Raw genomic sequence first — 25,546 nt, 5'->3', positions numbered from 1 at the left:
CCGCAGTTAAAGCCTTTGGACAGAATGAACAGAATGGAGGCAATGACTCTGCCCAATTCGACCATACTTTATTCGGCAAATTTTGTTCATTCTGTCCAAAAACTCCGCCTGCGAAACCGGATGGGATCCGCGATTCAGTCTAAACCGGATCGCGCGTCGGCTGGCCGTTCACGAGGCGCATCAATCCGAGCGGGTTTGCATTCTGCAGCGCCGGCGGCAGCAGGTCGTCGGCGAGACTCTGGTAGCACACGGGCCGGGCGAAGCGGAAAATCGCCGCGGTCCCGACCGAGGTGTAGCGCGCGTCCGAGGTTGCTGGATACGGGCCGCCGTGGTTCATGGCCGGACACACTTCGACGCCCGTCGGGAAACCGTTCACCACGATCCGGCCGGCCTTCTGCTCCAGCCCGGCCAGCAGAGCGCGGGCGCCATTCAAATCGCCCGCGGTCCCGTGCAGGGTGGCCGTGAGCTGCCCTTCGAGGGCGGCGGCGCAGGCCGCGAGCTGGCTCGCATCGTCGGCGAGCACAACCAGCGTGAACGGACCAAACGCCTCGGTCGCAAGTTCGGGGTGCGCGAGGAACTCGCGCGCCGTCGTGGTGGCCACGCTCGGTTGCGATTCCGTGCGCGCGGGATTTGCGGCAGCACTGCCGGAAGCGAGCGGTTGCACGCCGGCGACCGCGGTGACCTTGCCCCGATTCTCCACGAAAGCGTCGCGGATGCCGCGCGTAAGCATCACGCCGCACGGCGCGGCTTGTACGGCGTCAGCGAGAATCTGTAGGAACGCATCCGTCGCCGCACCGCGCACCGCGAAAATCAAACCCGGCTTGGTGCAAAACTGACCGACGCCCAGCGTGAGCGATCCGACGAGCCCTGAGGCGAGCGCGGCACCGCGTTCCTGCACCGCGCCCGGCAGCAGGAACACCGGGTTGAGGCTGCTCATCTCGGCGAACACCGGAATCGGATGGGGCCGCGCGGCGGCCGCATCGAACAACGCGCGGCCCGCGGTGTGCGAGCCGGTGAAACCGACCGCAGTCGTGGCGGGATGCTTGACGAGCGCGATGCCGGTCGTGGCCCCGCCGCCGTGGATCAGCGAGAACACGCCCGCGGGCAATCCGCACGCCGCGACGGCGCGCGTGATGGCGCCACCGACCAGCTCCGACGTGCCGGGATGCGCGCGATGCGCCTTCACGACGACGGGGCAGCCCGCGGCCAGGGCCGAGGCGGTGTCACCACCCGCCACGGAGAACGCCAGCGGAAAATTGCTCGAGCCAAACACCACCACGGGGCCGAGCGGAATCAGCATGCGCCGCACGTCGGGCCGCGGCAGCGGCTGCCGATCGGGCAAGGCGGGATCGATGCGCGCATCGACCCACGAGCCGTCACGCGCGAGTTGCGCGAACAGGCGCAGCTGGCCGCAGGTGCGGCCGCGTTCGCCGGTGATGCGGGCCAGCGGCAGCCCGGTCTCGGCGTTCGCCCGTTGCAGCAGCGCGTCGCCCAGCGCCTCGATCTCGGTCGCGATCGTCTCGAGCAGGCGCGCCCGCTCCGCGCCGGAACGCTGGCGGAAATCGGCAAACGCGATCGCAGCGGCCTCGAGGGCGTGATTCGCCTCGGCGGCGGACGCCTCGTGAAACTCGGGATCGAGGCTGGCATCGGTGGCGGGATTGACCGCGCGAAACGTTTTGCCACCGGTCTGGCCGATGACGCCGGCGATGAGGCTTTTGCCGTGAAGGGACATGGGAAGAAGACGAAGTTGAGAGTTGAGAGCTGAGAGTAGGAAGACCAATCGGGGACGGGGAGATCGACTCCGACTTGGTTGCGGGTGGGAATGACTGGTCTCTCAACTCCGCCGGCTACTGCACCGTGTTCACCAGCGTGCCGACGGGTTCGATCGTGATCCGGACTTCGTCGCCCGCCTGCAGCGTGAAGGCGTCGGGCGGCACCACCCCCGTGCCGGTCATGAGGAAGCAGCCGTGCGGAAACGAATTGTCGCGGAACAGCCACGCGGCGAGCGAGGGCAGCGGACGCTTGATCTGGCCGACCGTGGTTTCTCCCGCGAAGACGGATTTGCCGGCGCGCCGGATCTCGATCGCGATGACCGTGGTCGCGGCGGGCAGCGTATCCGTGATCACGATGCACGGTCCGAGCGCGGCGCTGCGGTCGTACACCTTCGCCTGCGGCAGGTAGAGCGGATTCTCGCCCTCGATGTCGCGCGAGCTCATGTCATTGCCGATCGTATAGCCGAAGATTTTCCCGGCCGAGTTGATCGCGAGCGTGAGTTCCGGCTCGGGCACGTTCCACTTGCTGTCGGCGCGGATGCGCACCGGCGTGCCCGGCGCGGCGACGCGATGCGGCGTGGCCTTGAAGAAGAGTTCGGGGCGATCGGCCTCGTACACGCGGTCGTAGAAACTGCCGCCGCCGGCGACCTTCGATTCCTCCATGCGCGCGGTGCGGCTGCGGAAATAGGTCACGCCCGCGGCCCACACTTCCTGGGATTGCAGCGGCGCTAGCAGCGCACTCGTGATCGCGTTCAGCGGTGCCGTCCTCGCATCGACGAGCGCGGCGTGGACGAGGGCGGCCGGATCCGCGCTCTGGAAAAGGGTGTCGAGCGAAAGCGGCTGGGCGGGCGCGTGGACGACGCCGTTGCGCTCGAGCAGGACGCCGGCGGGGGTGGAGAAAACGCGGATCATGGGGTTATTTGTTTTTCTTCGCGGCCTTCTCGACATTGCTCGCCGGCACCATGCCCTGGACGGTCCAGCCGCCGTCGACGTAGAAGGTCTGGCCGGTGACGTAACTGGAATCGTTGGACGCGAGGAACAGTGCGGGCCCGACCATCTCCTCGGTCTCGGCGGTCCGCCCGAGCGGAATCATCGCGCCCCAGACGTCGCGGTAATCCGGGTCGTCTTTGAGGTTGCGGTCCACGTTTACCGGTCCCGGCGCAAACGTGTTCACTCGGATGCCGAGCGAGGCGAGTTCGACGGCGAGCTGCTTGGTCATGCCGTGGATGCCGGCCTTGCTCGTGCCGTAGGCGACGAGATTCTTCACGGCGAGCTGCGCGCACTGCGTCGAGACGTTGACGATGCTGCCGGCGGTCTTCGTGTCGCGCATCCAGCGGGCAGCGGCGAGCGAGCAGAAGAACGTGCCCTTCAGATTCGTGTCGAGGACGACATCCCATTTTTCCTCGGTGGTGTCGAAGAAGCCGGCCCAGCCGGTGAGTCCGGCGTTGTTGATCAGGACGTCGAGCCGCGGAAATGTTTTCCGCGCCCGCTCGAACATCCGGTTGATTTGCGCGACGCTCCCGAGGTCGGCGCGCACGACCAGCGTGCGGCGGCCGAGGGCTTTGATCTCCGCGGCGGCTTCGTCGGCACCCTTGCGGTCCGAATTGTAGTTGAGGATCACATCGGCGCCTTCGCGCGCGCAACCGAGCGCGAGGGCCCGGCCGATGCCTTTGCTGGCGCCGGTGATCAGAACGGTTTTTCCAGAGAGACGCATGACAACGTTGAAAGCGGGTGAAGGTGACCGTGGACGATGCAGACGGATTGCCCGCGAATCACGCGAAAGACACGAATAGAATCCGCGGATTCAAAACCAGAGGCGAGGGTTTCATTCCTGGTTCGTCGGCAAATCACGGGCGGGCGTTCTCGCCTGTTTGGTTTCGGGTCATTCGTGTGATTCGCGGGCACTCCGTGGGGATCATTCTGGGCGAGTCCTGCCCTACTGAAGCAGGGACTTGAGATCGGCGAGCGAAAGTTTCGCGGCGACCGCATCGCTCGCCTCGAACACGTCGGCCAGCAGCGCGCGTTTCTCGGTCTGCAGTGCGAGGACTTTCTCCTCGACCGTGCCGGACGCGATCAACTTGTAACTCGTGACGGTGCGTTTTTGTCCGATGCGATGGGCGCGATCGGTCGCCTGCGCCTCCGCGGCCGGATTCCACCACGGATCGAAATGCACCACCGTGTCGGCGCCCGTGAGATTGAGTCCGGTGCCGCCGGCCTTGAGCGAAAGCAGGAAAACCGGGATGTCGGCGGAGGCTTGGAACCGGTCGACCTCGGCCTGGCGCGCACGCGTCGGCATCGAGCCGTCGAGGTAGCAGTGCGCGATCTCCTGGCGATCGAGTGCGGGGCGAAGCAAACCGAGCAACGCCGTGAACTGCGAGAACACGAGCACGCGGTGGCCGTCGTCGACGGCTTCGGCGAGGAGTTCGTTGAAGGCGTCGAGCTTCGCGGAATCCGGGTAGGCCGGCGCCGCTTCGGCCGCGGCGCCCGCCGTTTGCCGCGCCCAGCGATCGCGGCCGGCTTCGATCAATCGCGGGTCGCAGCAGATCTGGCGGAGGCGAAGAAGCTGGGTGAGCGCGGCGAACTTGAGCGCGCCTTCGCTCGCGCCGCTGGCTTCCAGATCGAAGAGTTCGCGCTCGGAGCTCTCCTGCGTTTCCCGATAGAGCCGGGCCTGCGCGGGCGCGAGTTCGCACCAGATGACGTGCTCGAGTTTTTCGGGCAGCTCGGGGGCGACGGCTTTTTTCGTGCGCCGGAGAATGTACGGAGCGGTTTGCGCGCGCAGCCGCTGGTCGAACCACGCGCGTTCGTCGCCGCGCAGGCCTGACGGTACCTTCGTCAGATAACCCGGGAGCAGGAACTCGAAGAGCGATCGCAGATCGTCGAGCGAGTTTTCCACCGGCGTGCCGGTGAGCAGGAAGCGCGCGTGGGCGCGGAGGGCGCGAAGGGCGGCGGCGTTTTGGGAGCGCCGGTTCTTGATGTGCTGCGCCTCGTCCGCGATCACGCAGCCGAAATCGATCGCCGCCAGCAGCAACTGGTCGCGCGCCAGCGTGCCGTAGCTCGTGATGATGAGATCGAAGCCCGCGGCGTCGGCCGGCGTTGCGAGCCGGTGGTCGCCGTGATGAACGAAGACGCGCAGCTGCGGCGCGAATCGCGCGGCCTCGCGCCGCCAGTTTTCGAGCAGACTGGCGGGGCAGACGACGAGCGAGGCTCGTCGTGAGTTGAGGGTTGAGCGTTGAGGGTTGAGAGCAACCGGCCGCGACTCACTTCTCCGATCACTCAACTCTAAACTCTCAGCTCTTAACTCCCTATCACCTCTCACCTCTGCGCGCAGCGCAGACAAGAGCCCGAGCGCCTGCAGCGTCTTGCCGAGGCCCATCTCGTCGGCGAGGATGCCGCCGAGGGCGTGGCGCTGGAGATGCCAGAGCCAGGCGACTCCAAGGCGCTGATACGCGCGGAGCTGGTTGTTGAGCGTCTCGGGGATCGGCGCCGGCGCGAGCGCGGTGAGATTGCGGAGCGCGGAGCTGCGCGCCTTCCAGGCTTCCGGCGGCTGGAAGCCGGGCGAAAGCTCCTCGATGATTTCCTGCGCCTCGGCGACGCGGGCGGCGGAGACTTTCTGCGTGCGACGCGGCGCAAGCCCCGCGGTGGGATCGCCGGCGAGCGTGCGCTGCGCGGTCGCGAGCTGGGCGAGCCGCGCGGCATCGAGCAGGAAGACGCGTCCGCCCGATTCGAGATAGCCGCGATTGGAGGCGACGGCCGCACGGAGCGTCGCTTCGTCGGCCGAGCCCGCCTGCAACGCGAGCGTCACGGAAAAATCGTCGCCGCTCGGCGCGACCACCGTCGCGATCTCGGCCGTATGCAGATGCGTCGTGTTCTTCTCGAAATTCGCCGTGAACTCCGCGCCGAGCCCGGTGCGCAGCCGCGTGCCGTGCGTGGCGAGAAAGTTCAGCGTCTTGTGCCGGTCCCGCAGCCACCACTTGCGATTCGAAGGTTCGAGGACGAAGCCGTTTTCTTTCACCAGCGCGAGAGCGTCGGCGTAGCGCGGATGTTCGCGGGACGGCAGCGTGAGCGAAAGGAAATGTTCGGAGCCGTCGACGACGAGCGGCGTGCCATCCGCGGCCGAGCGGCGCAACGGAGCGAGGGCGCGCGATCCGGCGGGCGAGGTGCTGTTGGCGGGTGCGGGGGGCGCAACGAGGTCGGCATGACGCCAGACGCCGGCGTGGCCGTTTTCGACGAACAGCGGTTGCTGGGCTGCGACGGCGGCGAGTTCGCGCAGCTGCGCGCGGGAGAGTTGGATGAACTTCGGCGGGGCACCCGCGCCGCACCAGCGTTGCAGGAGAGCCAGCACGGGGAGAAGTTCGGCGGCCGGAGCGGCGGTGAGATCCAGTTCCACGCGCAACGCCACGGCATCGCGCGCGGCGGCGGCGGCGAGGTTCGGCGGGAGGTGGAGGCGGAGCATGGTTGCGCGGACGAAAATTTCCGGGAATAAGACGAGGCCGAGGCAACTCATAAACCCACCGATGTCCAACGAGCCTTTCACGCAATTGGTGGATGCCCACTACGAGGCGCTCTATCGGTTTGCGCTCAGCCTGGCGCGCAATGCGTCGGACGCCGGCGATCTGGTGCAACAGACGTTCTTCATCTGGGCGACCAAGGGTGACAGCCTGCGGGACACGGCGAAGGCGAAGTCGTGGCTCTTCACGACGCTGTACCGCGAGTTCCTTCGAGGCCGACGCCGGGATGGCCGGATCACGGCGATTGAGGATCTTGCGCCGGCGGAACGCGACGTGGCGGCCGCCGAGGTCGATCGGGTGGCCTCGCTTGACGCCGCGACGGTCATGGTCGCGTTGCAGGAGGTGGAGGAGGTGTTCCGCGTGCCGCTGACGCTGTTTTACCTCCAGAACTTCTCCTATCAGGAGATCGCCTCACTGCTGGACGTGCCCATTGGCACCGTGATGTCGCGGATCTCCCGGGGGAAGGCCCGGCTGCGTGCGTTCTTTGCCCAGGAGGACCACGCGGAGCGGACGAAGGTGGTGCCGTTCGCCGGCCAACGGGGACTTTCACACTCATGAACGCTGATGACGCGAAACTGATCTTGAGCGCGTACCGGCCCGACCCGCGGGAGGCCGCCGGTCCTGACGTGTCGGCTGCGCTCCAACAGGTGAAACACGATCCGGTGCTGGCCGAGTGGTGGGCGCGCGAGCAGGCGTGGGACAACGCCATCGCTGATAAGCTCGCGGAGATTGCGCCGCCGCCAGGCCTGCGGGCGGCGTTGCTCGCCGGTCGCACCGGATGTCGCGACGTGTCGCGCGCGCCGACTGCGGGATGGCGGGCCGTGGTGTTTGCGGTGGCGGCGATGATCGTCGTGGCGTTGAGCCTCGGTGTGGTCCGCTGGCAACCGGCCGCCACGGGAGCGACGTTGCAGGACTTTGCCGTGAACACCGTGGCCAACGGATTCTTTCTGCAGAAGCGCAGCTCCGATGTGGCCGCGCTGAAAGCGTGGCTCGCGGAGAAGCAGGGACCGATTCCGCGCCAGTTGCCCACGGAGTTTGCGCACTTGCGCGCGCTCGGGTGTCGCGCGCTTTCGTTCAAGGGCCGCGACGTCTCGCTCGTGTGCTTTGAGCGCGAGGGCAAGGAATTCCACGTGTTCGTCGCGCGACGCGGTGAACTCCGTGACGAACCCGTTGACACTACGCCACGGTTTGCAAGTCGCGGCGCGCTGGTCGCGGCGTCGTGGGTGGATGCCGACTTGCAGTATGTCGTGGTGAGCGATGCCAGCATGGCCGCGCTGCGTGGCGTGCTCTAACGATCCAGTAGGGGAGCGACTGGTGGGTTAGCGTGCGGTAACTACCTATCAAAACCACTGGCTTTTTCCCGTAAGGAAGTCCGACGAAAAACGGGCGATTTTACAGATTTCGCGAGCGCGGCGGCCTCGGTTCCCGCACCGCCGGCTAGGTGCCACTTTTTTTCATTCAGCCTAAAGCGCGAAGCGCCCGAACCTAAGCGCCGGGTTCCGTTGAAACGCGGGAAAAAGTTTCTCGGATCGGTGCACAGCGCACGATTCATGCGGTCGTGGGGGCCTCGTGAGAACTCAAAACCTACCCAAGCCGCGCGTCGTCTCCCCCTGGATGACGTTTCTTTTCGTTTTGTGCTTATCCGCTGTAAGTGCCAGCGCGTCGAGTCGTTGGGCCACGCTCGAAGCCATCCACAAGCTGGAGAACCCCAAGAATTCCACCCGCCCGGGGCGTCACGGCGAGCTGGGTGCGTATCAATTCCGTTCCTCTACGTGGCGCATGCACACCTCCGTTCCTTTTCAGCAGGCGCTCGATCGGACGACGTCGGACATCGTGGCCGTGAAGCATTACGAGTGGTTGAAACGCAGTCTGGAAGCGTCGCGGGTGCCGGCCACGCCGTACAACATCGCGCTGGCGTGGAATGGCGGCTTGGGTGCCGTGATCGCGGGGCGCTCGCCGCGCGTGGCGCACGACTACGCGCAGCGCGCCGTGAATCTCGCCGCGTCGTATGATCTCAGCCGCGACAAGGCGATCAAGGCGCAGATGTTTGCCGATCTCGCGAACGTGAAGCTGGGATCCGGCGCGCAGTAATTTCCCACGGCGCCTGCGATCAGCGCCCGGCGGCCCACAGCAGGCCGCGGGCGACGATGCCGAGGTAAATGGGATCGGCCCACGTGACGTTGCCGTGGCCGTAGGTCGTACCGAAAATCCGGGTACCGTGGTAGTCGTTCACCCAGATGACCGGGTACTCCTTGCCGTCGGCTTCACTGGTGGAGACCGCGAGCGCGCGGGCTTTCGGCCAGAGCTTTTCGATGATGTACAGTTCATCCATCGGGGTGACCCACTTCTCGGGAAAGCCGCGCATGACCGGATGGTCCTTGACGACGGGGCGGACTGCATACGTGGCCTGGTGATCGTGGCGCCGGCTGGTGACGCCGAGAAATTCGCGCCAGTCATCCTGCTGCAGCAGGCGATACGTGTGCATCGCGCAGTGAATCACGACGGCGGGCGTGCCGGCCTGGTGGGCCGCGGTGATTTTCCGGACGTACGCAATGTCGTTCAGGTCGGCGAAGCATTCGTTGTGGACGACGACGTCGTAGGGCTTGGCCCAGTTCGGGTTGTCGTAGAGCGCGATCCTGGCGTCCTTGCTTTTGCCGCCCTCGTTGATGACGGTCCACGTCACGTCGCCGAATTTCTTCACGCCTTCGGTCAGGGACTTGGCTTGGAATTCGTAGTCGTGACAGCACCCGCCGGTGATGAGCAGCGCGCGCACGGGTTTGGAATTGGCGGGCGCCGCGTGGGTCACGGCGGCGAGCAGGCAGAGCAGGGGAAGGAACAACAGTTTCATGGGGTGGGGCATGGAGAAAAACATGGTATCAGATTCGTGGTGACGGGGACGCTCACATGCCGGGGAATCCGCCTTTGCCCTTCATGGCTTCCATCTGGCGCATCAGCTTTTTGCCGCCGCCGCCCTTCATCATTTTCATCATCTGCTGCATTTGCTGAAACTGCTTCAGCAGCTGGTTGACCTCGACGATTTTCACGCCGGATCCGTCGGCGATGCGCTTGCGGCGGCTGCCGTTGAGGATGTCGGGCTTCTTCCGCTCCTGCTTGGTCATCGACTTGATGATGGCTTCGGTTCGCGCCATCTGCTTGTCGGCGCCCTCGGGCAGCTGCATGCCGCTCATGCCGGGAATCATCCCCATGATGCTTTGCATCGAGCCGAGCTTCTTCACCTGCTGCATCTGCGCGAGGAAGTCCTCCAGATCGAACTCCGCCTTGCGCATCTTCTCGGCCATCTTCTCGGCCTCCTTCTGATCGATCGTCTCCTGCGCCTTTTCGACGAGGGAAACGACATCACCCATGCCGAGGATGCGCGACGCGAGCCGGTCCGGATAAAACGGTTCGAAGTCGGCGGTCTTTTCGCCCGTGCCGATGAATTTGATCGGGACGCCCGTGACCGACTTGATGGAGAGCGCCGCACCACCGCGCGTGTCGCCGTCGAGCTTCGTCAGGATCAGGCCCGTCAGCTGCAACGCTTCGTGAAACGTCTTCGCGACGTTCACCGCTTCCTGGCCGAGCGCGCCGTCCGCGACGAGCAGCACTTCATCCGGCTGGATGCGCGCCCGCAGGCGTTTCACTTCCTCGATCAGATCGGCGTCGATTTGCAGCCGGCCCGCGGTGTCGAAGATGATGCAGTCCGCACTCGCGGCCAGTCCCGCAGTGAGGGCGGTGGCGCCGATCGCGGGCACGTCCTTCGAAACGCGATCCGCGTAGAAGCCCAGTTCCTCCTGCTTCGCGAGAATCTCGAGCTGATCGATGGCGGCGGGACGATAGACGTCGACGCCGACGACGAACGGGCGATAGCCGCGTTTCTTGAGCAGCTTGCCGAGCTTGGCGGTCGAGGTCGTCTTGCCGGAGCCGTGGAGACCGACCATCAGGATCTTCAGCGGCCGGGCGGGCGAGAGATCGGTCGTGCCTTCGCCGAGCAGGCGCACGAGTTCGTCGTGAATGATTTTGACGACTTGCTGACCGGGCGCGACGCCCTTGAGGACGTCCTGGCCCACGCACTGCAGCTGAACGCGGTCGACGAACTCACGCGCCACCTTGAAATGGACGTCGGCGGACAGGAGGGCGGTCCGCACCTCCTGCAGCGCCGCGGCCATGTTTTCGTCGGTGAGCTTGCTGACTCCGCGCAGATTGCGGAGGGCGTTGCCGAGCTTTTCGGTGAGGGAGTCGAACATGGGTGAAACAGATAGGAGAAACGACGTTTGGACACTAATGAACACAAATTTTCCAGCGCCGGTCGGCGGCCATGGCAAAGTGTGTGGGTGCCACGGCGCGGGGGCTGCGCGGGGACCGCTGAAAATTAGTGTGGATTAGTGGTTTCTTTCTCTGCGACTCTGACGGGGCATATGAACCCTGTTCTAAAGCTCTTGATCGACGACGGCAGCCTCACGACCAGCCAGATGGCAAAGGTCGCAGGGCTGACGGACGCGGAGGTTAATCAGCACCTGGAACAGTTGAAGAAGGACAAAATCTTCCTCGGCTGGCGTCCGGTGCTCGATCTTTCCCGCGAGGCCGCCGCCGGTGCCGCCGTGCGCGCGGTCATCGAGGTCAAGGTCACGCCCGAGCGGGGCGGCGGGTTCAATCGGTTTGCCGAGCGGATCGCGCGCTTCGACGAGGTCGAGTCCTGCTACCTGATGTCGGGCGGCTACGACCTGCTGGTCTTCGTGCGCGGCGCGTCGCTGCAGAAGGTGGCGGCGTTCGTTTCGGAAAAGCTGTCGACCATCGAGGGCGTGCTCTCGACCTCCACTCACTTCATGCTGCGTTGCTACAAGGAGCAGGGCTACCTGCTCGAAAGTGGCGAGGCGCAAAACACGCGCCTGAACGTCGCGCCGTAACCGCGAAAGCCCTACGCACCATGAGCACCGATCCGAAACGATGGGTGGCGGGACACGTGTCCACGCTGCCGAGAAGCGGCATCCGCGACTTTTTTGAACTCGTCGCGAAGATGAAGGGCCAGGACGTCATCTCCCTCGGAGTGGGCGAACCTGACTTCGTCACCCCGTGGCACGTCCGCGAAGCCGCGATCTACGCCCTCGAGAAGGGCAAGACCTACTACACCTCGAACCTCGGCACGATTGAACTGCGCCGGGAGATTTCGAAATACGTCGAACAGCACTTCGGCGTGACCTACCGGCCCGACGATCAGGTGATCGTCACGGTCGGCGTGAGCGAGGCGCTCGATCTCTGCTTCCGCGCCTTCTGCAACCCGGGCGACAAGGTGATGTATCACCAGCCGTGCTACGTCAGCTACCACCCGAGCATCACGCTCGTGCACGGCGAGGGCATCGCGGTGCCGACGTTCGCCAAGGACAACTTCGCGCTGACGGCCGAGGCGCTGCAGGCGGCCTGGCAGCCCGGGGCGAAGATTCTCATGCTCAACCTGCCGTGCAACCCGACCGGTGGCACGTGCACGCGGGAGCAGCTGCAGAAGATCGCCGACTTTTGCCGTGAGAAGGATCTGTTGGTGTTGAGCGACGAGATTTATTCCGAGCTCACCTTCGAGGGCACCCACACGAGCATCGCGAGTTTCCCTGGCATGGCCGAGCGGACGATTTTCCTGCACGGGTTCTCGAAAGCCTTCGCGATGACCGGCTGGCGCATTGGTTACGCCTGCGGCCCGGCGGACTTGATCGACGCCATGATGAAGGTGCACCAGTACGCCATGATGTGCGCCTCGATCATCGCACAGGAGGGCGCCCTCGAGGCCCTCAAGAACGGCTGGGATCAGGTCCTCAGGATGCGCGAACAGTATCATCGCCGCCGCGATCTGATTGTGCGCCGCTTCAATGAAGTTGGGCTGAAGTGCCACCTGCCACGCGGAAGTTTCTATGCGTTCCCGGATGTCACGCCGACCGGCCTGACCGAGAAGGAATTCGCGGTCGGCCTGCTGCAGCAGCAGAAGGTGGCCGTGGTGCCGGGCGTGGCGTTTGGCGACAACGGCCGCGGTCACGTCCGCGCGTGTTTCGCCACGGCCTACGACCAGATTATCGAGGCCTGCGACCGCGTGGAGCGGTTCGTCGGAGCCAACCGGAAGTAGTTGCGCGTTCGAAGACGGGCTGAATTCAAAAGTCAGGAAGCCATGAACCAATCCTGGTTTCCTGGCTTCCTGCTTTTCCTCGCCAAGGAACCGGGCGCTCCCTGCTGATTTACCTTTGTTACCTCCGTTTCCTCCTGTTCAATGCCCGGTCATGTCGCGCATCGTTGCCATCGTCGGTCGTCCAAATGTCGGGAAGAGCCGTCTCTTCAATCGCCTCGCGCGCAAACGCATCTCGATCGTCCATGATCAGCCGGGCATCACGCGCGATGTAATCTCCGCCGAGATCGCCGAGGGCAGTTACACGCTGCTGGATACGGGCGGGCTCGGTTACAAGGGCATCGATACACCGGCGGCACTCACGAAGGCGTCGGAGCAGCAGGTGGATTTCGCGATCTCCGCGGCGACGTTGATTCTGTTCGTGGTCGATGGGCTCAGCGGGCTGAGCAGCCTCGACGAGAAAATCGCGACGATGCTGCGCAAGAGTAAGAAGACGGTGCGGCTGGTGGTGAACAAGGCCGACTTCGATGACTCGAAGGTCGCGTTGGAAGACGCTTACCGGCTCGGGCTGGGCGAACCGTTGCGGGTGTCAGCCGAACACGGCAACGGCGAGGAAGATCTCCGGGCCGCGATCGCCGAGGCGCTCGGTCCGGCGGCGCCGGTGGCGGAAACGCCCGACCATCCGAAGACGGCGGCGGATCCGTTGTGCATTTGTTTCATCGGGCGGCCGAATGTCGGCAAGTCCTCCCTCAGCAACCGGCTTCTCAAGAGCGATCGGCTGATCGTGAGCGAGGTGCCGGGCACCACGCGTGACGCGATTGAGCTGCCTTTCGATTTCGCGGGTCGCGACGGCAAAACGTATCCGTTCCGGCTGATCGACACCGCCGGCATCAAGGCGGCCACGAAGCTGGCTTCGCCGGTCGAATATTTTTCGCGCCTGCGCTCGCTCGATGCGATCAAGAACACGGATGTCGTGTTTCTCGTGCTCGACGCCCTTGAGGGCGTCACGCAGCAGGACAAGGCGATCGCCGGCGAAGCCATCAAGGAGGGGAAGCCGATCGTCATCGTGGTCAACAAGTGGGACCTCGTGCAGGCGGCCTTCAAGAAGGCCGGTGGCTTCAAGCCGTACAAGAGCGAGCGGGACTACCGCGAAAAATATGAGCACGCGCTGTTCGAGCGTCTGTTCTTCACGCCGGGTTCACCGGTGATTTTCGTCTCGGCGATGAGCGGCTACGAAGTCGACCGCATGCTGAATGCCGCGGTGAAGCTGAATCGCACGCTCGATAAGAAGATGCCGACGGCGAAGCTGAACCAGATCCTCGGCTACCTCGCGGAGCGCAATCCGCCGGCGGCGATCGGCGGCAAACGCTTCCGCGTTTATTACGCGACGCAGACGAGCACGCGTCCGTTCCGGATCAAACTCTTCTGCAATCGCGAGGAGAAGCTGACCGAACAGTACCGGCGCTATCTCGAAGCGGGCGTAGTGGAGGAGTTCGATCTCGCCGGCTGTCCGATCTATTTCGATCTCGTCGGCAAGGTGAAGGACGAGATGCGCGGCAGCCGCGGCGGTGGCGGCGCCTCCGCCGAGCATCGCGCCAAGTGGAAAGTCGCCGAGGGCGGCGACGTGGCGGAGGACTAGGAGCGAGCGGAGTTGAAAGGTGAAGGTTGAAAGTTGAAGGTCGCTTTCGTCACGGTTCTCCAAGTGAGGGAATCACACTGGTTGAACGGATCGGCCCGGAGAAAACGGCTGATCGGTGCCAAATCTTTCAACTTTCAGCTTTCACCTTTCAACTACTCTTGCCCCCGGTGATCACCGCTTCCCCGCCTTCTTCTGCCGGTACTCATCGCCGCTCATGAGGGCGGCGCGGAGTTCGCGTTCGGTGTAGCCGCGCTCGCGCATCGCTTTCTCGTAGGTCGCATAACCGGCCGGGTCGGGCTCGCGGCCGAGTACGTCGCGATAAGCCTTCGTAATCGTATTCCGGATATAACTGTCGCGGCCTTCATGGCTGCGGCGCAGGTCGTCGCGGATCTGTCCCTGCGTCCAACCCTCGCGCCACTTCGAACGATAGTGGGCCAGTCCGTTGGCGTCGGGATCCCGACCCAGCACCTCGCGAAACGCCTTCGTGATGGCTTCGTCCGCGTTCACGGCGCGCGCTTCGCTGCTGCGCTGCAAACCCTGGATCACCTGGCGTTCCGTCCAGCCTTCGTGCATCAGCCGATCCCGGTAGGTGCGCAGGCCCTCGGGGTCCGCGGGACGGTTGAGGACGTCGCGGTACGCGCGTTGGACCATCAGCTCCGCCGTGCGCCGATCCAGGCGCGGACGGACTTCCTGGATAATCACCGGCGGCGGAGGCGGGGGTGGCGACACGACGACGACCGTGGGCGGCGGTCCGCCGGGACGCGACGCAGGTGGCTGCGGTTCGTTGCGCGCAGGACCGCTCACCGAGATCGAGGCGATGGACCGGTCCCACGTGGCCGCGCCGTCGCGGCCACGTCGCTCCGCGTAGAGATCGGGGATGTCGCGCGTGATATCGAGCCGATCACCGGCGAACCCCGCCGCACTGTAAACGGACGCCGCTGCGTAACCGTCGATGCGCACGGACGAGATCACGTACATCCACGGGCGGCGATCGGCGCGCTGGAGACGATCGAGATTCTCCACCGCCGCCCCCGCCTCAATCGTCAGCGCCTCGCCCTGGTAGTTGGGCTCGGTGTAGAACGTCACCCGATTCGGACTCAACGGCGCGGGCGCTTGCGCGGAGACGGTGCTGACGCTGGCGAACAGTCCCAGCAGGCCCGCGGCGCAGGACAGGATTCGGTTGAGGATGATAGTCATCGGGAGTGGGGGAGTTTCAGCCGGGAGCGCAGGCGTCCCGCCTGCCGTTACGTTGCGGGTCAGTCGCCCCTTGCGGGGTTCAGGCCCGGCGGCCCTTGAAGGTCAGTTCGGCGACGCCGCTCTTGTCGAGTTCGCCGAGCCCGAGCGCGACCATGCGTTCGAATTGCTGCTTGGTGGCACCGGCGAGCGGCAGGTGCAGGCCGGCCTGCGCACCGAGGACCCACGCGATGGTGGAGTCCTTGGCGGCGTGGGCCGCGGAGAAGAAGCACGCGTGGTCGCGGTTCTGCATGTCCTCGCCGTCGGTCTTCAACACCTGGGAGTTGGCGCCGGTCTGGAGAAACACCTCGCGCAACATGGCGAGGTCGAGGCCCAGCGCGGCGCCGAGACCGAGACCTTCGGCGAGGCCGGCTGTGTTGATATTCATGACCATATTGACGAGCGCCTTCACTTGGGCGGCCTGACCGGTGGTACCGATATAACGGAGCGCGGAACTGAGTTTTTCCAGAATTGGCTTCGCGCGGTCGAAGCTCGAACGATCACCGCCGCACATCAAATAAAGCGTGCCGTTGCGCGCCTGGGGAATCGACGACGCCATGCAGCCCTCGAGCGTCACGGCGCCGACGCCCTTCGCGCGACGCTCCACCTCGACATGGGTCGCCGGTGAGATGGTGGCGCAATTGACGAAGATCTTGCCCTTGGCACCGGTGAGCAGCGAATCGCCCGAGGTGGCGAACACGCCGAGCTGGGCGGCGTCGTCGGTGACAACCGTGAAGATCACGTCCGCCGCGGCGGTGACGTCGGCGAGCCGCGTGGCGGGCTTGGCGCCAATTTCCTGCGCGAGCGCGGCGGCCGAGGGCGCGTGCACATCATAAACCGCGGTGACGGCGTAGCCGCATTCCTTGAGCCGACGCGCCATGTTGGCGCCCATGCGACCGACTCCGACGAAGGCAATGTTCTCAGACATGATTGGAATTTGAGACGAGGGTTGAGGTGAACGTATTCAAAGCGCGTGCCGGGTTATTGGGCGAAGAACGGGTTCTGCTGTTTCTCCTGGGAGAGCGTCGTGAGCGGACCGTGGCCGCAGGCCAGCACGGTATCGCGCGGCAGCGTGAAGATTTTTTCGCGGTCGTTGCGATACTGGTCGGCAAAGTGCGTCGGACTCCCGCCCATCGAGCTCGCGAAAACGGAGTCGCCCACGAACGCAATCGGCCAGCTCAGACCGGTGACGAAATAAGTCGTCATGCCCGGCGAGTGCCCGAACGTGAACAGGGTTTTCACCGCGAGCGAAGCCACGTGGAAGTGGGCGTTTTCCTTGAAGGTCTTCGCCCCGGCAAACGGCGCCGGCTCCAGTTCGCTGGCCCACACTTCCGCCTTGGTCTCGCCCGCGAGTTTCGCGAGGTCGGCAATATGATCCTCGTGGGTGTGGGTCAGAAAAATATAGCGCAGCGTGAGGCCTTCAGCCCGCACCAGATCCAGCATCGCTTCGCAGGTCGCGCCGGTGTCGAACGCCGCGGCCAGCTTGGCGCGCGTGTCCCAGATCAGGTAGCTGTTCACCGTCATGTCCTCGTAGGCGGTGTTGAACATCGCGAACCCCTTGGGGAAGTCGGGGAGTTGTGGATACCAGCGTTTGTGCGCGAGGGTCTCGAGGGCGGACGGGGAGAGTTTCAGGGGGCGGGCGATCCGCCGGATGACCGCATCATTGGGCTGGCCGGCCTTCACCGCGGCAAGATCCTCCAGTGAAACGTCCGCCCTGGCGGCGAGATCCGCATCGGAAATTTTCCATCCGCGCTGGGCTTTGTTGATGACGTCGTTGAAATTGTCTTCGAGCGGAATGCGGGCCATGGGAGTGTATAAATCTTTCCCGGCCGCAGCCGCAAGCTGTATGCCCCGGGCCGAATGGCCAGGCGGGGCCGGCTGCGGTTAAAGGCTCGTTTCCGCGCCGCGGGTGGCCAGTGTCGGCGGTATGTTGGTGCAAGGCATCCTCAATCCGAACCTGCTCTCGCTCCTCGCGCGGGTGCGGCATACGAATACACTGGTGATCGCCGACCGGGGTTTTCCCTTCTGGCCGGGCATCGAGACGGTGGATATTTCCCTCGTCGATGGCGTGCCGACCGTGCTGCAGGTGCTCGCCGCGGTGCGGAGCAACTTCGTGGTGGCCGAGGCGTATATGGCGCAGGAGTTCCTGGCGGCGAATTCGACCAAGGTGCGAAATGCCTTTGCCGCGGGGCTCCGGGGCGCGCAGGTCACGCACGAGCCGCACGTGGCCTTCAAGCGGCGCATACCGGGTGCGATTGGCCTCATCCGGACGGGAGACACGGTGCAGTACGCCAACCTCGTGCTGGTGTCGGGGTGAAGTGACGGCGTGCGATTTCCCGTTGCCACCGGACGCCGGGACGGACTTTGCTGCTGTCCCTTTATGAGCGCATCCCAGGACTATCTCTCCTCACTCTATTCTCTCGGCGGCAAAGTTGCGGTCGTGATTGGTGGCACCGGTGAACTGTGCGGCGCAATGGCCGAGGGCCTCGCCGGCGCCGGGGCCGAGGTGGTGCTCGTCGGACGCAATGAGGAGAAGGCAAAGCCCCGCCTGGATCGCATCGCGGCCGCCGGTGGCAAGGGTTACTTCGTTTCCGCCGAGGCGAGCGAAAAAGCGCCGGTGCAGGCCCTTCTGGCCACCGTGCTCGCGCGTTCCGGCCGGGTTGATATTGTGGTGAACGGCGCCGGGGTGAATTCGGCCACGCCCTTTCTCGATATCGCCGAGGATGAATTCGACCGCATCGTTAAGATCAATCTAAAGGGTGTCTTCCTGGGCTGTCAGATCTTCGGCAAGTATCTGGTCGAGCGCGGCGAAGGCGGCTCAATCATCAACCTCGGCTCGATGTCGGGGATCGTGCCGCTATCCCGTGTATTTACCTATTCCGCCACTAAAGCGGCTGTGCATAATCTCTCCAAGAACCTGGCCCGCGAGTGGGCGCCAAAGCGGGTACGCGTAAATACGCTCGTCCCGGGATTTTTTCCGGCCGAACAAAACAAGAAGATCCTGTCGCCCGAGCGCGTCGCCTCCATCATGGGGCACACGCCAATGAAGCGGTTCGGCGAGGCGCGTGAACTCGTTGGTGCCACGCTCTTACTTGCGAGCGATGCCGCCGGCGGCTTCATTACCGGCTCCGAAATCGTGGTCGATGGTGGTTACCACGCCATGACAATATAGTCAGCTTGTAGCATCCAGTTCTCAATAAGCCGGCTTGCTATAGTGAACACCCTCATCCAACGTGGTTGTATGGTTACTGACAAACTCAAGGAACTTCAGGCCACGCGCGTGAAACTCGCCACCCTGGAAAAATCAATTGCGGACGAGCTCAACAAGGAGCTCGCGTCTTTGCCGGCGAAGTACGGCTTCGGCTCCGCCTCCGAGTTTCTCGACGCCGTGGGCGCTGCCACCGGTGCGAGTGCTCCGCGGCGCGGACGCCGGCCCGGTGCGGTCAAGTCAGCGAAGAAAGCGGGCGGCAAGAAACGCCGGACCCGCGCCGTCATCACCGAGGACACGCGCGCGCAGGTAAAGAAGCTGGTCGATTCCGGCAAGACCGGCGCCGAGATCGCCGCCACGCTGAAGATTTCGCTCCCGAGCGTGCAGAATATCAAGAAGGCCCTCGGCCTCGTGAAGAAGCGCTGAGCCGCCATTCTCCCGTCTCGATTCATCAAGCCCCCGCCAATCCGCGGGGGCTTTTTTGTTTTGGCGTGCCGGACCTTTCGACCGAGACTGGGCCGTGTCCACGGTTGCCGCCTTCATCCAAGCCAACACCAACGGCCGGCTCCACTCCGCGCACGAGCCTGCCCTTTCGCCGCTAAGCCGGGGCTTTCTTTACGGCGATGGCATCTACGAGGTGTGGCGGACCTATCACGGCACCGTGTTTGCCTGGCACGAGCATTGGGACCGGCTGGAGCGTTCCGCCCGCGCGCTGCACCTCGATCTGCCGTGGTCGCGCACGGAGATGTTTGCCGAAGTAGTGCGCACCGTCGCCGCCTTTCGCGCGGCGGTTGCGTTTCGCGACGACGTCTATGTGCGGCTGCAGGTGTCCCGGGGCGAAGGTCCGATCGGACTCGATGTCGCCCTCGCAGACCGGCCGGAATTTGTCCTGCTCGTCCAGCCGTGCCCGGCGAGCTCCACCGCCGTGCTGCAACGGGGCCTGCGGTTGTCGGTCGCGACCGGGCTGCGGCGCAATCCGATCGAGAGTCTCAACCCTGCGTGGAAGACCGGCAATTACCTGAACAACATCCTCGGCCTGCGCGAGGCGCGCGCCCGCGGGGCGGACGACGTGGTCATGCTCAACCTTCACGGTGAGGTGACGGAGGCTGCGACGTCGAACATCGCGCTCGTGCGCGACGGCGAGGTCTATACGCCGGGGACCGGTGCCGGTATTCTGGAAGGCATTACGCGCGGGCTGCTGCTCGGATCCGTCGCGCCGGCCGCCGGCGTGCGCGTTCACGAAGCCACTCTCCGACCGCCGGAGCTGGCCGGGATGAGCGAGTGTTTTCTGCTTTCGACCACCAAGGGTCTCACGCCGGTTGGAGCAATTGACGGGATGCGTTATGCCGTGGGCCCGGACACCGTCACGGCGCGTTTGCAGGCGGCGTTGGCGCACCACGTGCGCGAGTACGTCGCGGCGCACCCGGAGCTGAAGGCCTGAGCGGTTTCTGGCGGCCGGCGCAACCGCTCACTCCGGCCCTCGCCGTCGCGGTTCGGTCAATACCGCCGCATGCCCGGTTCGATTTCCTGGGCCCACGCATCAATGCCGCCGGCGATATTGCTGACGGCGGTGAAGCCCCGCGCCCGGAGAAACTCGGTCACCCGCAGGCTGCGGCCGCCGGCGTGACACATGATCAGCAGGTGCTTGTCCCGCGGAAGCGTGTCGACCCGTTCCGGAATCTGACGCATCGGAATCAGCTCGGCGCCGGCGACGCGGCAGATCTCGGTCTCATACGGTTCGCGGACGTCGATGATGACCGTGTGGGCGGAATCGGCGTCGCGGCGCGCCTTGGCCTCGGTGACGGAAAGTTCGAGCGGGATTTCGGAGGACGACATGGTGAAAGCGTTCGGTGCGGGCGTGGTGCAGGCCGCGGCTTCGTAGCGTGAAGGATCCAGCGTGCGGAGCGTCGGGGTGTCGCCGCACACCGGACACCGGGGATCACGTGCGAACTGCAGGGTCTGGAAGTGCTGGCCCAGCGCATCGTACGTGAGTAGCCGGCCGCGCAACGGTTCGCCGATACCGGTGATGAGCTTGATGGCCTCGAGCGCCTGCAGGCTGCCGATCACGCCGCACAACGCGCCCAGCACGCCCGCCTCGCCGCAGCCCGGCACGCTGCCCGCGACGGGCGGCTCCGGAAAGAGGCAGCGGTAACACGGCCCGCCGGCGGCCGGATCGAAGACCGTCACCTGTCCCTCAAACTTGAATACGCTCCCGTGCACCAGCGGACGCCCGGCCAGGACGGCCGCGTCGTTGTTCAGGTAGCGCGCGCTGAAGTTGTCGGTGCCGTCAACGACCACGTCGTAGCCGGCAAAGAGCGCGAGGGCGTTGGCCACCGTGACGCCCTCGGCGTGCGGCACCACAGTCACAAAGGGATTGGTCGCGTGCAGCCGCCGTACCGCCGACTCCACCTTGGGCTGGCCGATGGCGGCATTGTCATGCAGGAGCTGGCGCTGGAGATTGTGATCCGCGACGCGATCGAAGTCGGCGATGCCCAGCGTGCCGACGCCAGCGGCGGCGAGGTAGAGCGCGGCCGGACTGCCGAGTCCGCCGGCTCCGATGACCAGCACGCGCGCGGCGGCGAGTTTCTGCTGCCCCGTCACGCCGATTTGATCCAGCAGGATGTGCCGGCTGTAACGCGCAAGTTCGGCGGGCGAAAGGGCGGTTGGCGGAGCGGACATTCCCGCGAAAGAGAGCCGGAACGGGTCGGGTCGCAATTGAAATTGCGCCCGCGCGCCGGCGCCCGCGGAATGCGCGGGTGCGTTTTCTCGGCATCGATCATGGCGCCCGCCGCATGGGGCTCAGCTACGGCGACGAACTCGGCGTGGCCACGCCGCTGCCCGCGCTCATCGAGGCCGATCCGGGCAGACGCTGGACGGCCCTGACGACTCTCATTGGCCAGCGGCGGATCACGGATCTCGTGATGGGACTGCCGCTGAACATGGACGACACGGCCGGGTTCAAAGCGAAGGAAGTGGAGGCGTTTGCAGCCCGGCTGCGCAGCGAACTCCAGCTGCCCGTGCATCTCGTGGACGAGCGGCTCACGAGCTACGAGGCCGAGTCAACGATCGCGAAGTCGAAGCGGCGTGAGGTCCGTGCGAGCGGGATCATCGATTCGCGCGCGGCGACGATTATTCTGCAGGATTACCTGAACCAGCGATTCCCGCCTCCGCCACCGTTCGATCCGGAGGAAGCATGACGGTGCGGCGTTGGAAATGCGTGTGCGCGTACGATGGCACGACGTTCGCCGGCTGGCAGAGCCAGGCGGGCGGAGTGGCGATCCAGGACGTGATCGAGGTGCGGCTCGCGCAGATTTTCAAGACGGCGATCCGCGTGCACGGCAGCGGGCGGACCGACGCGGGCGTCCACGCTCACGGCCAGGTGTTTCATTTTGACGCGGCGTGGGCGCACGCGCCCGCAAAACTGTTTGCAGCGCTGCGCGCGGAACTGCCGCCCGCCATTCAAATCAAGTCGCTGCGGGCGGTCGCCGACGACTTTCACTCCCGCTTCGGCGCGAAGGGCAAACGCTACGATTACCACGTGCACCTCGGTGACGCGGATCCGTTCACGCGGCCGTATTGCTGGCAGCTGTTTCGTCCGCTCGATGTCAGCGCGATGCAGGCGGCGGCAGCCTTGTTGCGCGGTTCGCACGACTTTCGGGCCTTCACTGCGCTGAACGGTCCGGAGCGCGTCGACACGGTGCGCGACTTGCGGCGGCTCGACGTCGTGAAACGCGGCCGGCGACTCGTGATCACGGCGGAGTCCACGGGCTTTCTCTACAAGATGGTGCGGAGCCTGGTCGGCGTGCTCGTCGCGGTGGGCGAAGGCCGGCTGGCGCTGGCGGACGTGCAGGCCCTGATCGATCAGGCAAAGCGCGTGCCCGCCGTCCAGACGGCCCCGCCGCAGGGGTTGTTTTTGACGAAGGTATTTTATTAGAATTCGTCGCACTTTCGCGATGAATGCAGCGCTCCGAGATCTAGCCCACGGGCTGGCCGATGTCATTTTCCCGCCCGTGTGCGTGCACTGCCGGGCCCTCGTCGAGGCCGGCGAGCCGGAGGTGACCGTCGGTCCGGACGGTGACATCGTGGCGGCCGGACCGTTTCGGCACCTTTGCCGTCGGTGTGTGGCGCACTTGGAATTCGTGCGGCCGCCGCATTGCGTGACGTGCGGCCATCCCTTCTACGGCATCGTCGAGGGCGAGCGCACGTGCGAGAAGTGTCTCGGCCTCGAGCCCGTGTTCGACGAAGGCCGGACGGCGGTGTTGTTCAAGGGGCCGGCGCGGGCGCTGGTGATCGAACTCAAGTACCACCGCGGCTGGCATGTGCTTGCGGATATGGCGGAGATTTTCCGTCGGTCGCCGCATGTGCTGGAGCGCGTCCGCGGGTCCGTCCTGGTGCCGGTGCCGCTCCATCCGCGCAAGGCGCGCGAACGGGGCTACAACCAGGCGGAATTGCTGGCGCGCGCGCTCGCGGAGGCGGCCGGTGGTGGGACGCGGGTGGCGGCGCTGTTGCGACGCCGCGCCGACACGCAATCCCAAACTGCATTCGACCGGCGAACGCGGATGGCGAATCTGAAAAATGCCTTTGCACTCGCTCCGGGCGCGGCCATTAATCCGGCGCTGCATTACACTCTCGTCGACGATGTTTTCACGACCGGTTCCACGCTCAACAGCTGTGCCCGCGCCCTGCGCGGAGCGGGTGGTTTGAGCCTCGACGTCGTCACGTTTGGCCACGGCTGACCCGCTATGCATTTCGACAAACCGACCTACTCGGTGCGCAAGTCCCGCAAGAAGGACATTCCCAAGGGCCTTTACACGAAGGACCCGGCGACCGGGGACATCGTTTTCAACAAGGAGGTCGAGGACAACCAGATGGTCGTCCCGAAGAGCGGCCATCACTTCCCGATCGGCGCGCGCCTGCGGATCGCGAAACTGTTCGACGCCGACACGTTCGTCGAAGTCGACGCCGCGGTGCGTTCGAGCGATCCGCTGAAGTTCATCGACTCGCAGCCGTATCCGGATCGCATCAAGCGCTACGAGAAGGAGAGCGGGCTGCCCGAGGCCGTGGTGTGCGGCACGGGAAAAATTCTCGGGATCGAAGTATCGGTCGCGGTCATGGATTTTCGCTTTTGCGGCGGCGCCATGGGCGCGGCGGCCGGTGAAAAGATCACCCGGGCGATCGAGGTCGCGATCAAGCGAAAGATTCCCTGCATCATCTTCAGCGCCTCCGGTGGAGCGCGCATGCAGGAGGGCATTTACTCGCTGATGCAGATGGCCAAGACGAGCGCGGCCCTAGGCCGGCTCGCCCAGGCCGGACTGCCGTACATTTCCGTGCTGACGCATCCGACCATGGGTGGAGTGACTGCGAGCTTCGCGACCCTGGGTGATGTCATCATCGCCGAGCCGGGAGCGTTGATTGGCTTCGCCGGCGCGCGCGTCATCAAGGACACCACGAAGCAGACGCTGCCCGCCGGGTTTCAAACCGCTGAGTTCCTGTTGAAGCACGGGCTGGTCGACCAGATTGTCAGCCGGCTCGAGCTGCGGGAACGCCTGCACGACATCCTCTCGGCACTTTTCCTGCGCAAGAAGACCGCGGTGCCCGCCTCGGTGGTCACCGGCTGATCGCCCGCGCCGGGCGGGCGGAAAATCACCTGCCGGAGTCCGGGGCTGCGGCCTTCGGGTTGCGTCCCGCTCCGGCTGAATGTCCGATTTTCCGCCACCCGCCGCTCCTGCCATGACTCGCGCGCACTTACCCGCCGACTACGTTGCGGTGACCGACTATCTGTTCGGGCAGAAGGCGCAGGGCGCGAAGTTCGGCGTCGATCGCATGGCCGTGCTGGCCGCGCAGATCGGCCACCCGGAACGTTCGACGCCGTTCCTGCATGTCGCCGGCACGAACGGCAAAGGCTCCGTGGCCGCGATGCTCGACGCGATTCTGCACGCCGCCGGCTGGCGCACCGGTCTCTACACGTCGCCGCATCTCGTGCAATTGGGCGAACGCGTGCAGGTCGACCGCCAGCGGCTCACGCCGGCGGAGATCGTGGCGTACGTCGCGGAGCTGCGACCGATCGCCGAGCGCCTGGCCGCGGCGAATCCCGACGATCATCCGAGCTTCTTCGAGTACATGACGGCGATGGCGTTCCTCGAGTTCGCTCGCAAGCGCTGTGACATCGCCGTGATGGAGGTCGGGCTCGGTGGCCGGCTCGACGCGACCAACATTCTCACTCCGGAAGTCAGCGTGATCACGTCCATCGCGATGGATCACTGCGAAATCCTCGGTCACGACCTGGCGCAGATCGCGACGGAGAAAGCGGGCATCATCAAACCCGGCCGGCCCGTCGTGCTGGGCCGCGTGCCGGCCGTGGCCGAGGCCACGATTCGGACCATCGCGGCGGCGCGCAAAGCACCACTGATTTCGGTGCGGGCTGAATTCGGCGAGGATCTGGCGGGCTATCCGCCCACGAATCTCGAGGGCGATTACCAGCGGTGGAACGCCGCGACCGCGACCCTGGCCGCCCGCGCGCTTGCCCCGAAATGGAAGATCGCCACGGAGTCGATTGCGCAGGGTCTGACTCACGTTGACTGGCCCGGCCGCTGGCAACGCGTGCAGATTGGCGGCCGTCTCGCCATTCTGGATGCATCGCACAATCCCGAGGGTGCGAAGGTGCTCGAGGCCAGCCTGACGCAGCTCGTCGCGGAAACGGGCCGGGCGCCCATCGTGATCACAGGCGTGCTCGGTCTCGCGCGGGCGCGGCCACTGATTGAAACGATCGCGCGTCACGCGGCCGAAATTAATTTCGTCGTCCCGCAGCAACCGCGCGCCTGTTCCCACGAGGAACTCGAGTCACTCGTGCCGGCGACGTTTCGCGGACGCGTCGTGCGCAACGACGTCGCAACCCTTTTCCCCGCTCCCGATCGCTGCACCGCCGGCGGACCGGACGACGTGATCGTCGTGACCGGGTCGATCTACCTGCTTGGAGAAGTCATGCGCCGGCTGGGGTGAGGAGCGGAGGGAAGGAGGAGTTGAGGGCTGAGAGTTGAGAGAGCAATCCGGTTGGACCGTACAGCCGTTCTGTTTGGGGTACGC

At 65.2% G+C, this 25,546-nt stretch carries 25 protein-coding genes; 15 read left to right on the top strand and 10 right to left on the bottom strand.

Annotation, left to right across the window (positions count from 1 at the left end; all coding sequences use genetic code 11):
- Window positions 1-139 precede the first annotated feature (139 nt).
- The 4 genes from ACLJEU_RS19910 to ACLJEU_RS19895 form a co-directional block, all read right to left on the bottom strand.
- Window positions 140-1,732 (bottom strand): aldehyde dehydrogenase (NADP(+)), encoded by a 1,593-nt coding sequence (locus ACLJEU_RS19910; RefSeq protein WP_414664259.1) that lies wholly within the window; start codon window positions 1,730-1,732, stop codon window positions 140-142.
- 115 nt (window positions 1,733-1,847) lie between these two features.
- On the bottom strand, window positions 1,848-2,681 hold the full coding sequence (locus ACLJEU_RS19905; RefSeq protein ID WP_414664276.1) for a fumarylacetoacetate hydrolase family protein: 834 nt from the start codon (window positions 2,679-2,681) through the stop codon (window positions 1,848-1,850).
- 7 nt (window positions 2,682-2,688) lie between these two features.
- Window positions 2,689-3,486: an SDR family NAD(P)-dependent oxidoreductase gene (locus ACLJEU_RS19900; protein ID WP_414664258.1), complete on the bottom strand. Its 798-nt coding sequence runs from the start codon at window positions 3,484-3,486 to the stop codon at window positions 2,689-2,691.
- Between the two features lie 222 nt (window positions 3,487-3,708).
- Entirely contained in the window at window positions 3,709-6,225 is a 2,517-nt protein-coding gene (locus tag ACLJEU_RS19895) for a DEAD/DEAH box helicase (protein WP_414664257.1), read from the bottom strand.
- Between the two features lie 61 nt (window positions 6,226-6,286).
- On the opposite strand from ACLJEU_RS19895, the gene ACLJEU_RS19890 reads away from it, so the two are divergent.
- From ACLJEU_RS19890 to ACLJEU_RS19880, 3 genes are all read left to right on the top strand, one after another.
- On the top strand, window positions 6,287-6,838 hold the full coding sequence (locus ACLJEU_RS19890; RefSeq protein ID WP_414664256.1) for an RNA polymerase sigma factor: 552 nt from the start codon (window positions 6,287-6,289) through the stop codon (window positions 6,836-6,838).
- Window positions 6,835-7,572 (top strand): hypothetical protein, encoded by a 738-nt coding sequence (locus tag ACLJEU_RS19885; RefSeq protein WP_414664255.1) that lies wholly within the window; start codon window positions 6,835-6,837, stop codon window positions 7,570-7,572. Before ACLJEU_RS19890 ends, ACLJEU_RS19885 begins: the two co-directional genes overlap by 4 nt.
- A gap of 487 nt (window positions 7,573-8,059) precedes the next feature.
- Entirely contained in the window at window positions 8,060-8,371 is a 312-nt protein-coding gene (locus tag ACLJEU_RS19880) for a hypothetical protein (RefSeq protein WP_414664254.1), read from the top strand.
- Window positions 8,372-8,390: 19 nt separating this feature from the next.
- Here ACLJEU_RS19880 and ACLJEU_RS19875 read toward each other — a convergent pair whose 3' ends face one another.
- Both ACLJEU_RS19875 and ffh read right to left on the bottom strand, forming a co-directional pair.
- Window positions 8,391-9,128: a ThuA domain-containing protein gene (locus ACLJEU_RS19875; protein ID WP_414664253.1), complete on the bottom strand. Its 738-nt coding sequence runs from the start codon at window positions 9,126-9,128 to the stop codon at window positions 8,391-8,393.
- A 52-nt stretch (window positions 9,129-9,180) separates the two neighbouring features.
- Window positions 9,181-10,524, bottom strand: a complete 1,344-nt coding sequence (gene ffh, locus ACLJEU_RS19870; RefSeq protein WP_414664252.1) for a signal recognition particle protein — start codon at window positions 10,522-10,524, stop codon at window positions 9,181-9,183.
- 171 nt (window positions 10,525-10,695) lie between these two features.
- Between ffh and ACLJEU_RS19865 the strand changes: the two genes are divergently transcribed.
- The 3 genes from ACLJEU_RS19865 (at window position 10,696) to der (ending at window position 14,022) form a co-directional block, all read left to right on the top strand.
- Window positions 10,696-11,184, top strand: coding sequence for an Lrp/AsnC family transcriptional regulator (locus tag ACLJEU_RS19865; protein ID WP_414664251.1), 489 nt, complete (start codon window positions 10,696-10,698; stop codon window positions 11,182-11,184).
- A gap of 20 nt (window positions 11,185-11,204) precedes the next feature.
- Complete coding sequence (locus ACLJEU_RS19860; RefSeq protein WP_414664250.1) at window positions 11,205-12,386, top strand: pyridoxal phosphate-dependent aminotransferase; 1,182 nt, start codon at window positions 11,205-11,207, stop codon at window positions 12,384-12,386.
- A gap of 151 nt (window positions 12,387-12,537) precedes the next feature.
- On the top strand, window positions 12,538-14,022 hold the full coding sequence (gene der / locus ACLJEU_RS19855; protein WP_414664249.1) for a ribosome biogenesis GTPase Der: 1,485 nt from the start codon (window positions 12,538-12,540) through the stop codon (window positions 14,020-14,022).
- Between the two features lie 171 nt (window positions 14,023-14,193).
- Here the strand turns inward: der and ACLJEU_RS19850 are convergent, their stop codons facing one another.
- The 3 genes from ACLJEU_RS19850 to ACLJEU_RS19840 form a co-directional block, all read right to left on the bottom strand.
- Window positions 14,194-15,219 carry a DUF4214 domain-containing protein gene (locus ACLJEU_RS19850; RefSeq protein ID WP_414664248.1) on the bottom strand — a complete coding sequence of 342 codons (1,026 nt, stop codon included), beginning with the start codon at window positions 15,217-15,219 and terminating at the stop codon, window positions 14,194-14,196.
- Between the two features lie 79 nt (window positions 15,220-15,298).
- Window positions 15,299-16,183 carry an NAD(P)-dependent oxidoreductase gene (locus tag ACLJEU_RS19845; RefSeq protein ID WP_414664247.1) on the bottom strand — a complete coding sequence of 295 codons (885 nt, stop codon included), beginning with the start codon at window positions 16,181-16,183 and terminating at the stop codon, window positions 15,299-15,301.
- A gap of 53 nt (window positions 16,184-16,236) precedes the next feature.
- Entirely contained in the window at window positions 16,237-17,061 is an 825-nt protein-coding gene (locus tag ACLJEU_RS19840) for an MBL fold metallo-hydrolase (RefSeq protein WP_414664246.1), read from the bottom strand.
- 103 nt (window positions 17,062-17,164) lie between these two features.
- Between ACLJEU_RS19840 and ACLJEU_RS19835 the strand changes: the two genes are divergently transcribed.
- From ACLJEU_RS19835 to ACLJEU_RS19820, 4 genes are all read left to right on the top strand, one after another.
- Window positions 17,165-17,572, top strand: a complete 408-nt coding sequence (locus ACLJEU_RS19835; protein ID WP_414664245.1) for an RbsD/FucU domain-containing protein — start codon at window positions 17,165-17,167, stop codon at window positions 17,570-17,572.
- Between the two features lie 63 nt (window positions 17,573-17,635).
- Complete coding sequence (locus tag ACLJEU_RS19830) at window positions 17,636-18,427, top strand: SDR family oxidoreductase (RefSeq protein WP_414664244.1); 792 nt, start codon at window positions 17,636-17,638, stop codon at window positions 18,425-18,427.
- Between the two features lie 69 nt (window positions 18,428-18,496).
- Window positions 18,497-18,889 carry a helix-turn-helix domain-containing protein gene (locus ACLJEU_RS19825; protein WP_414664243.1) on the top strand — a complete coding sequence of 131 codons (393 nt, stop codon included), beginning with the start codon at window positions 18,497-18,499 and terminating at the stop codon, window positions 18,887-18,889.
- Between the two features lie 94 nt (window positions 18,890-18,983).
- Entirely contained in the window at window positions 18,984-19,904 is a 921-nt protein-coding gene (locus ACLJEU_RS19820) for an aminotransferase class IV (RefSeq protein ID WP_414664242.1), read from the top strand.
- A gap of 56 nt (window positions 19,905-19,960) precedes the next feature.
- Here the strand turns inward: ACLJEU_RS19820 and ACLJEU_RS19815 are convergent, their stop codons facing one another.
- A complete protein-coding gene (locus ACLJEU_RS19815; protein ID WP_414664241.1) occupies window positions 19,961-21,142 on the bottom strand; it encodes a HesA/MoeB/ThiF family protein in 1,182 nt (393 codons plus the stop codon).
- Window positions 21,143-21,219: 77 nt separating this feature from the next.
- Here ACLJEU_RS19815 and ruvX point away from each other — a divergent pair, with 77 nt between their 5' ends.
- The 5 genes from ruvX (at window position 21,220) to ACLJEU_RS19790 (ending at window position 25,462) form a co-directional block, all read left to right on the top strand.
- Entirely contained in the window at window positions 21,220-21,660 is a 441-nt protein-coding gene (gene ruvX / locus ACLJEU_RS19810) for a Holliday junction resolvase RuvX (RefSeq protein ID WP_414664240.1), read from the top strand.
- The gene (gene truA, locus ACLJEU_RS19805) at window positions 21,657-22,397 is read left to right on the top strand and encodes a tRNA pseudouridine(38-40) synthase TruA (RefSeq protein ID WP_414664239.1); all 741 of its coding nucleotides are present in this window, start codon (window positions 21,657-21,659) and stop codon (window positions 22,395-22,397) included. Before ruvX ends, truA begins: the two co-directional genes overlap by 4 nt.
- Before the next feature lie 19 nt (window positions 22,398-22,416).
- On the top strand, window positions 22,417-23,199 hold the full coding sequence (locus tag ACLJEU_RS19800) for a ComF family protein (protein ID WP_414664238.1): 783 nt from the start codon (window positions 22,417-22,419) through the stop codon (window positions 23,197-23,199).
- Window positions 23,200-23,205: 6 nt separating this feature from the next.
- Window positions 23,206-24,081: an acetyl-CoA carboxylase, carboxyltransferase subunit beta gene (accD, locus tag ACLJEU_RS19795; protein WP_414664237.1), complete on the top strand. Its 876-nt coding sequence runs from the start codon at window positions 23,206-23,208 to the stop codon at window positions 24,079-24,081.
- Window positions 24,082-24,193: 112 nt separating this feature from the next.
- Window positions 24,194-25,462, top strand: a complete 1,269-nt coding sequence (locus tag ACLJEU_RS19790; protein WP_414664236.1) for a bifunctional folylpolyglutamate synthase/dihydrofolate synthase — start codon at window positions 24,194-24,196, stop codon at window positions 25,460-25,462.
- Window positions 25,463-25,546 lie beyond the last annotated feature (84 nt).

Source organism: Terrisphaera buseokensis, from assembly GCF_047521145.2.
GTDB lineage: Bacteria > Verrucomicrobiota > Verrucomicrobiia > Opitutales > Opitutaceae > ER46.
Note: the sequence above shows the minus strand (reverse complement) of the source record. Positions and strands in the feature narration are given on the sequence as shown.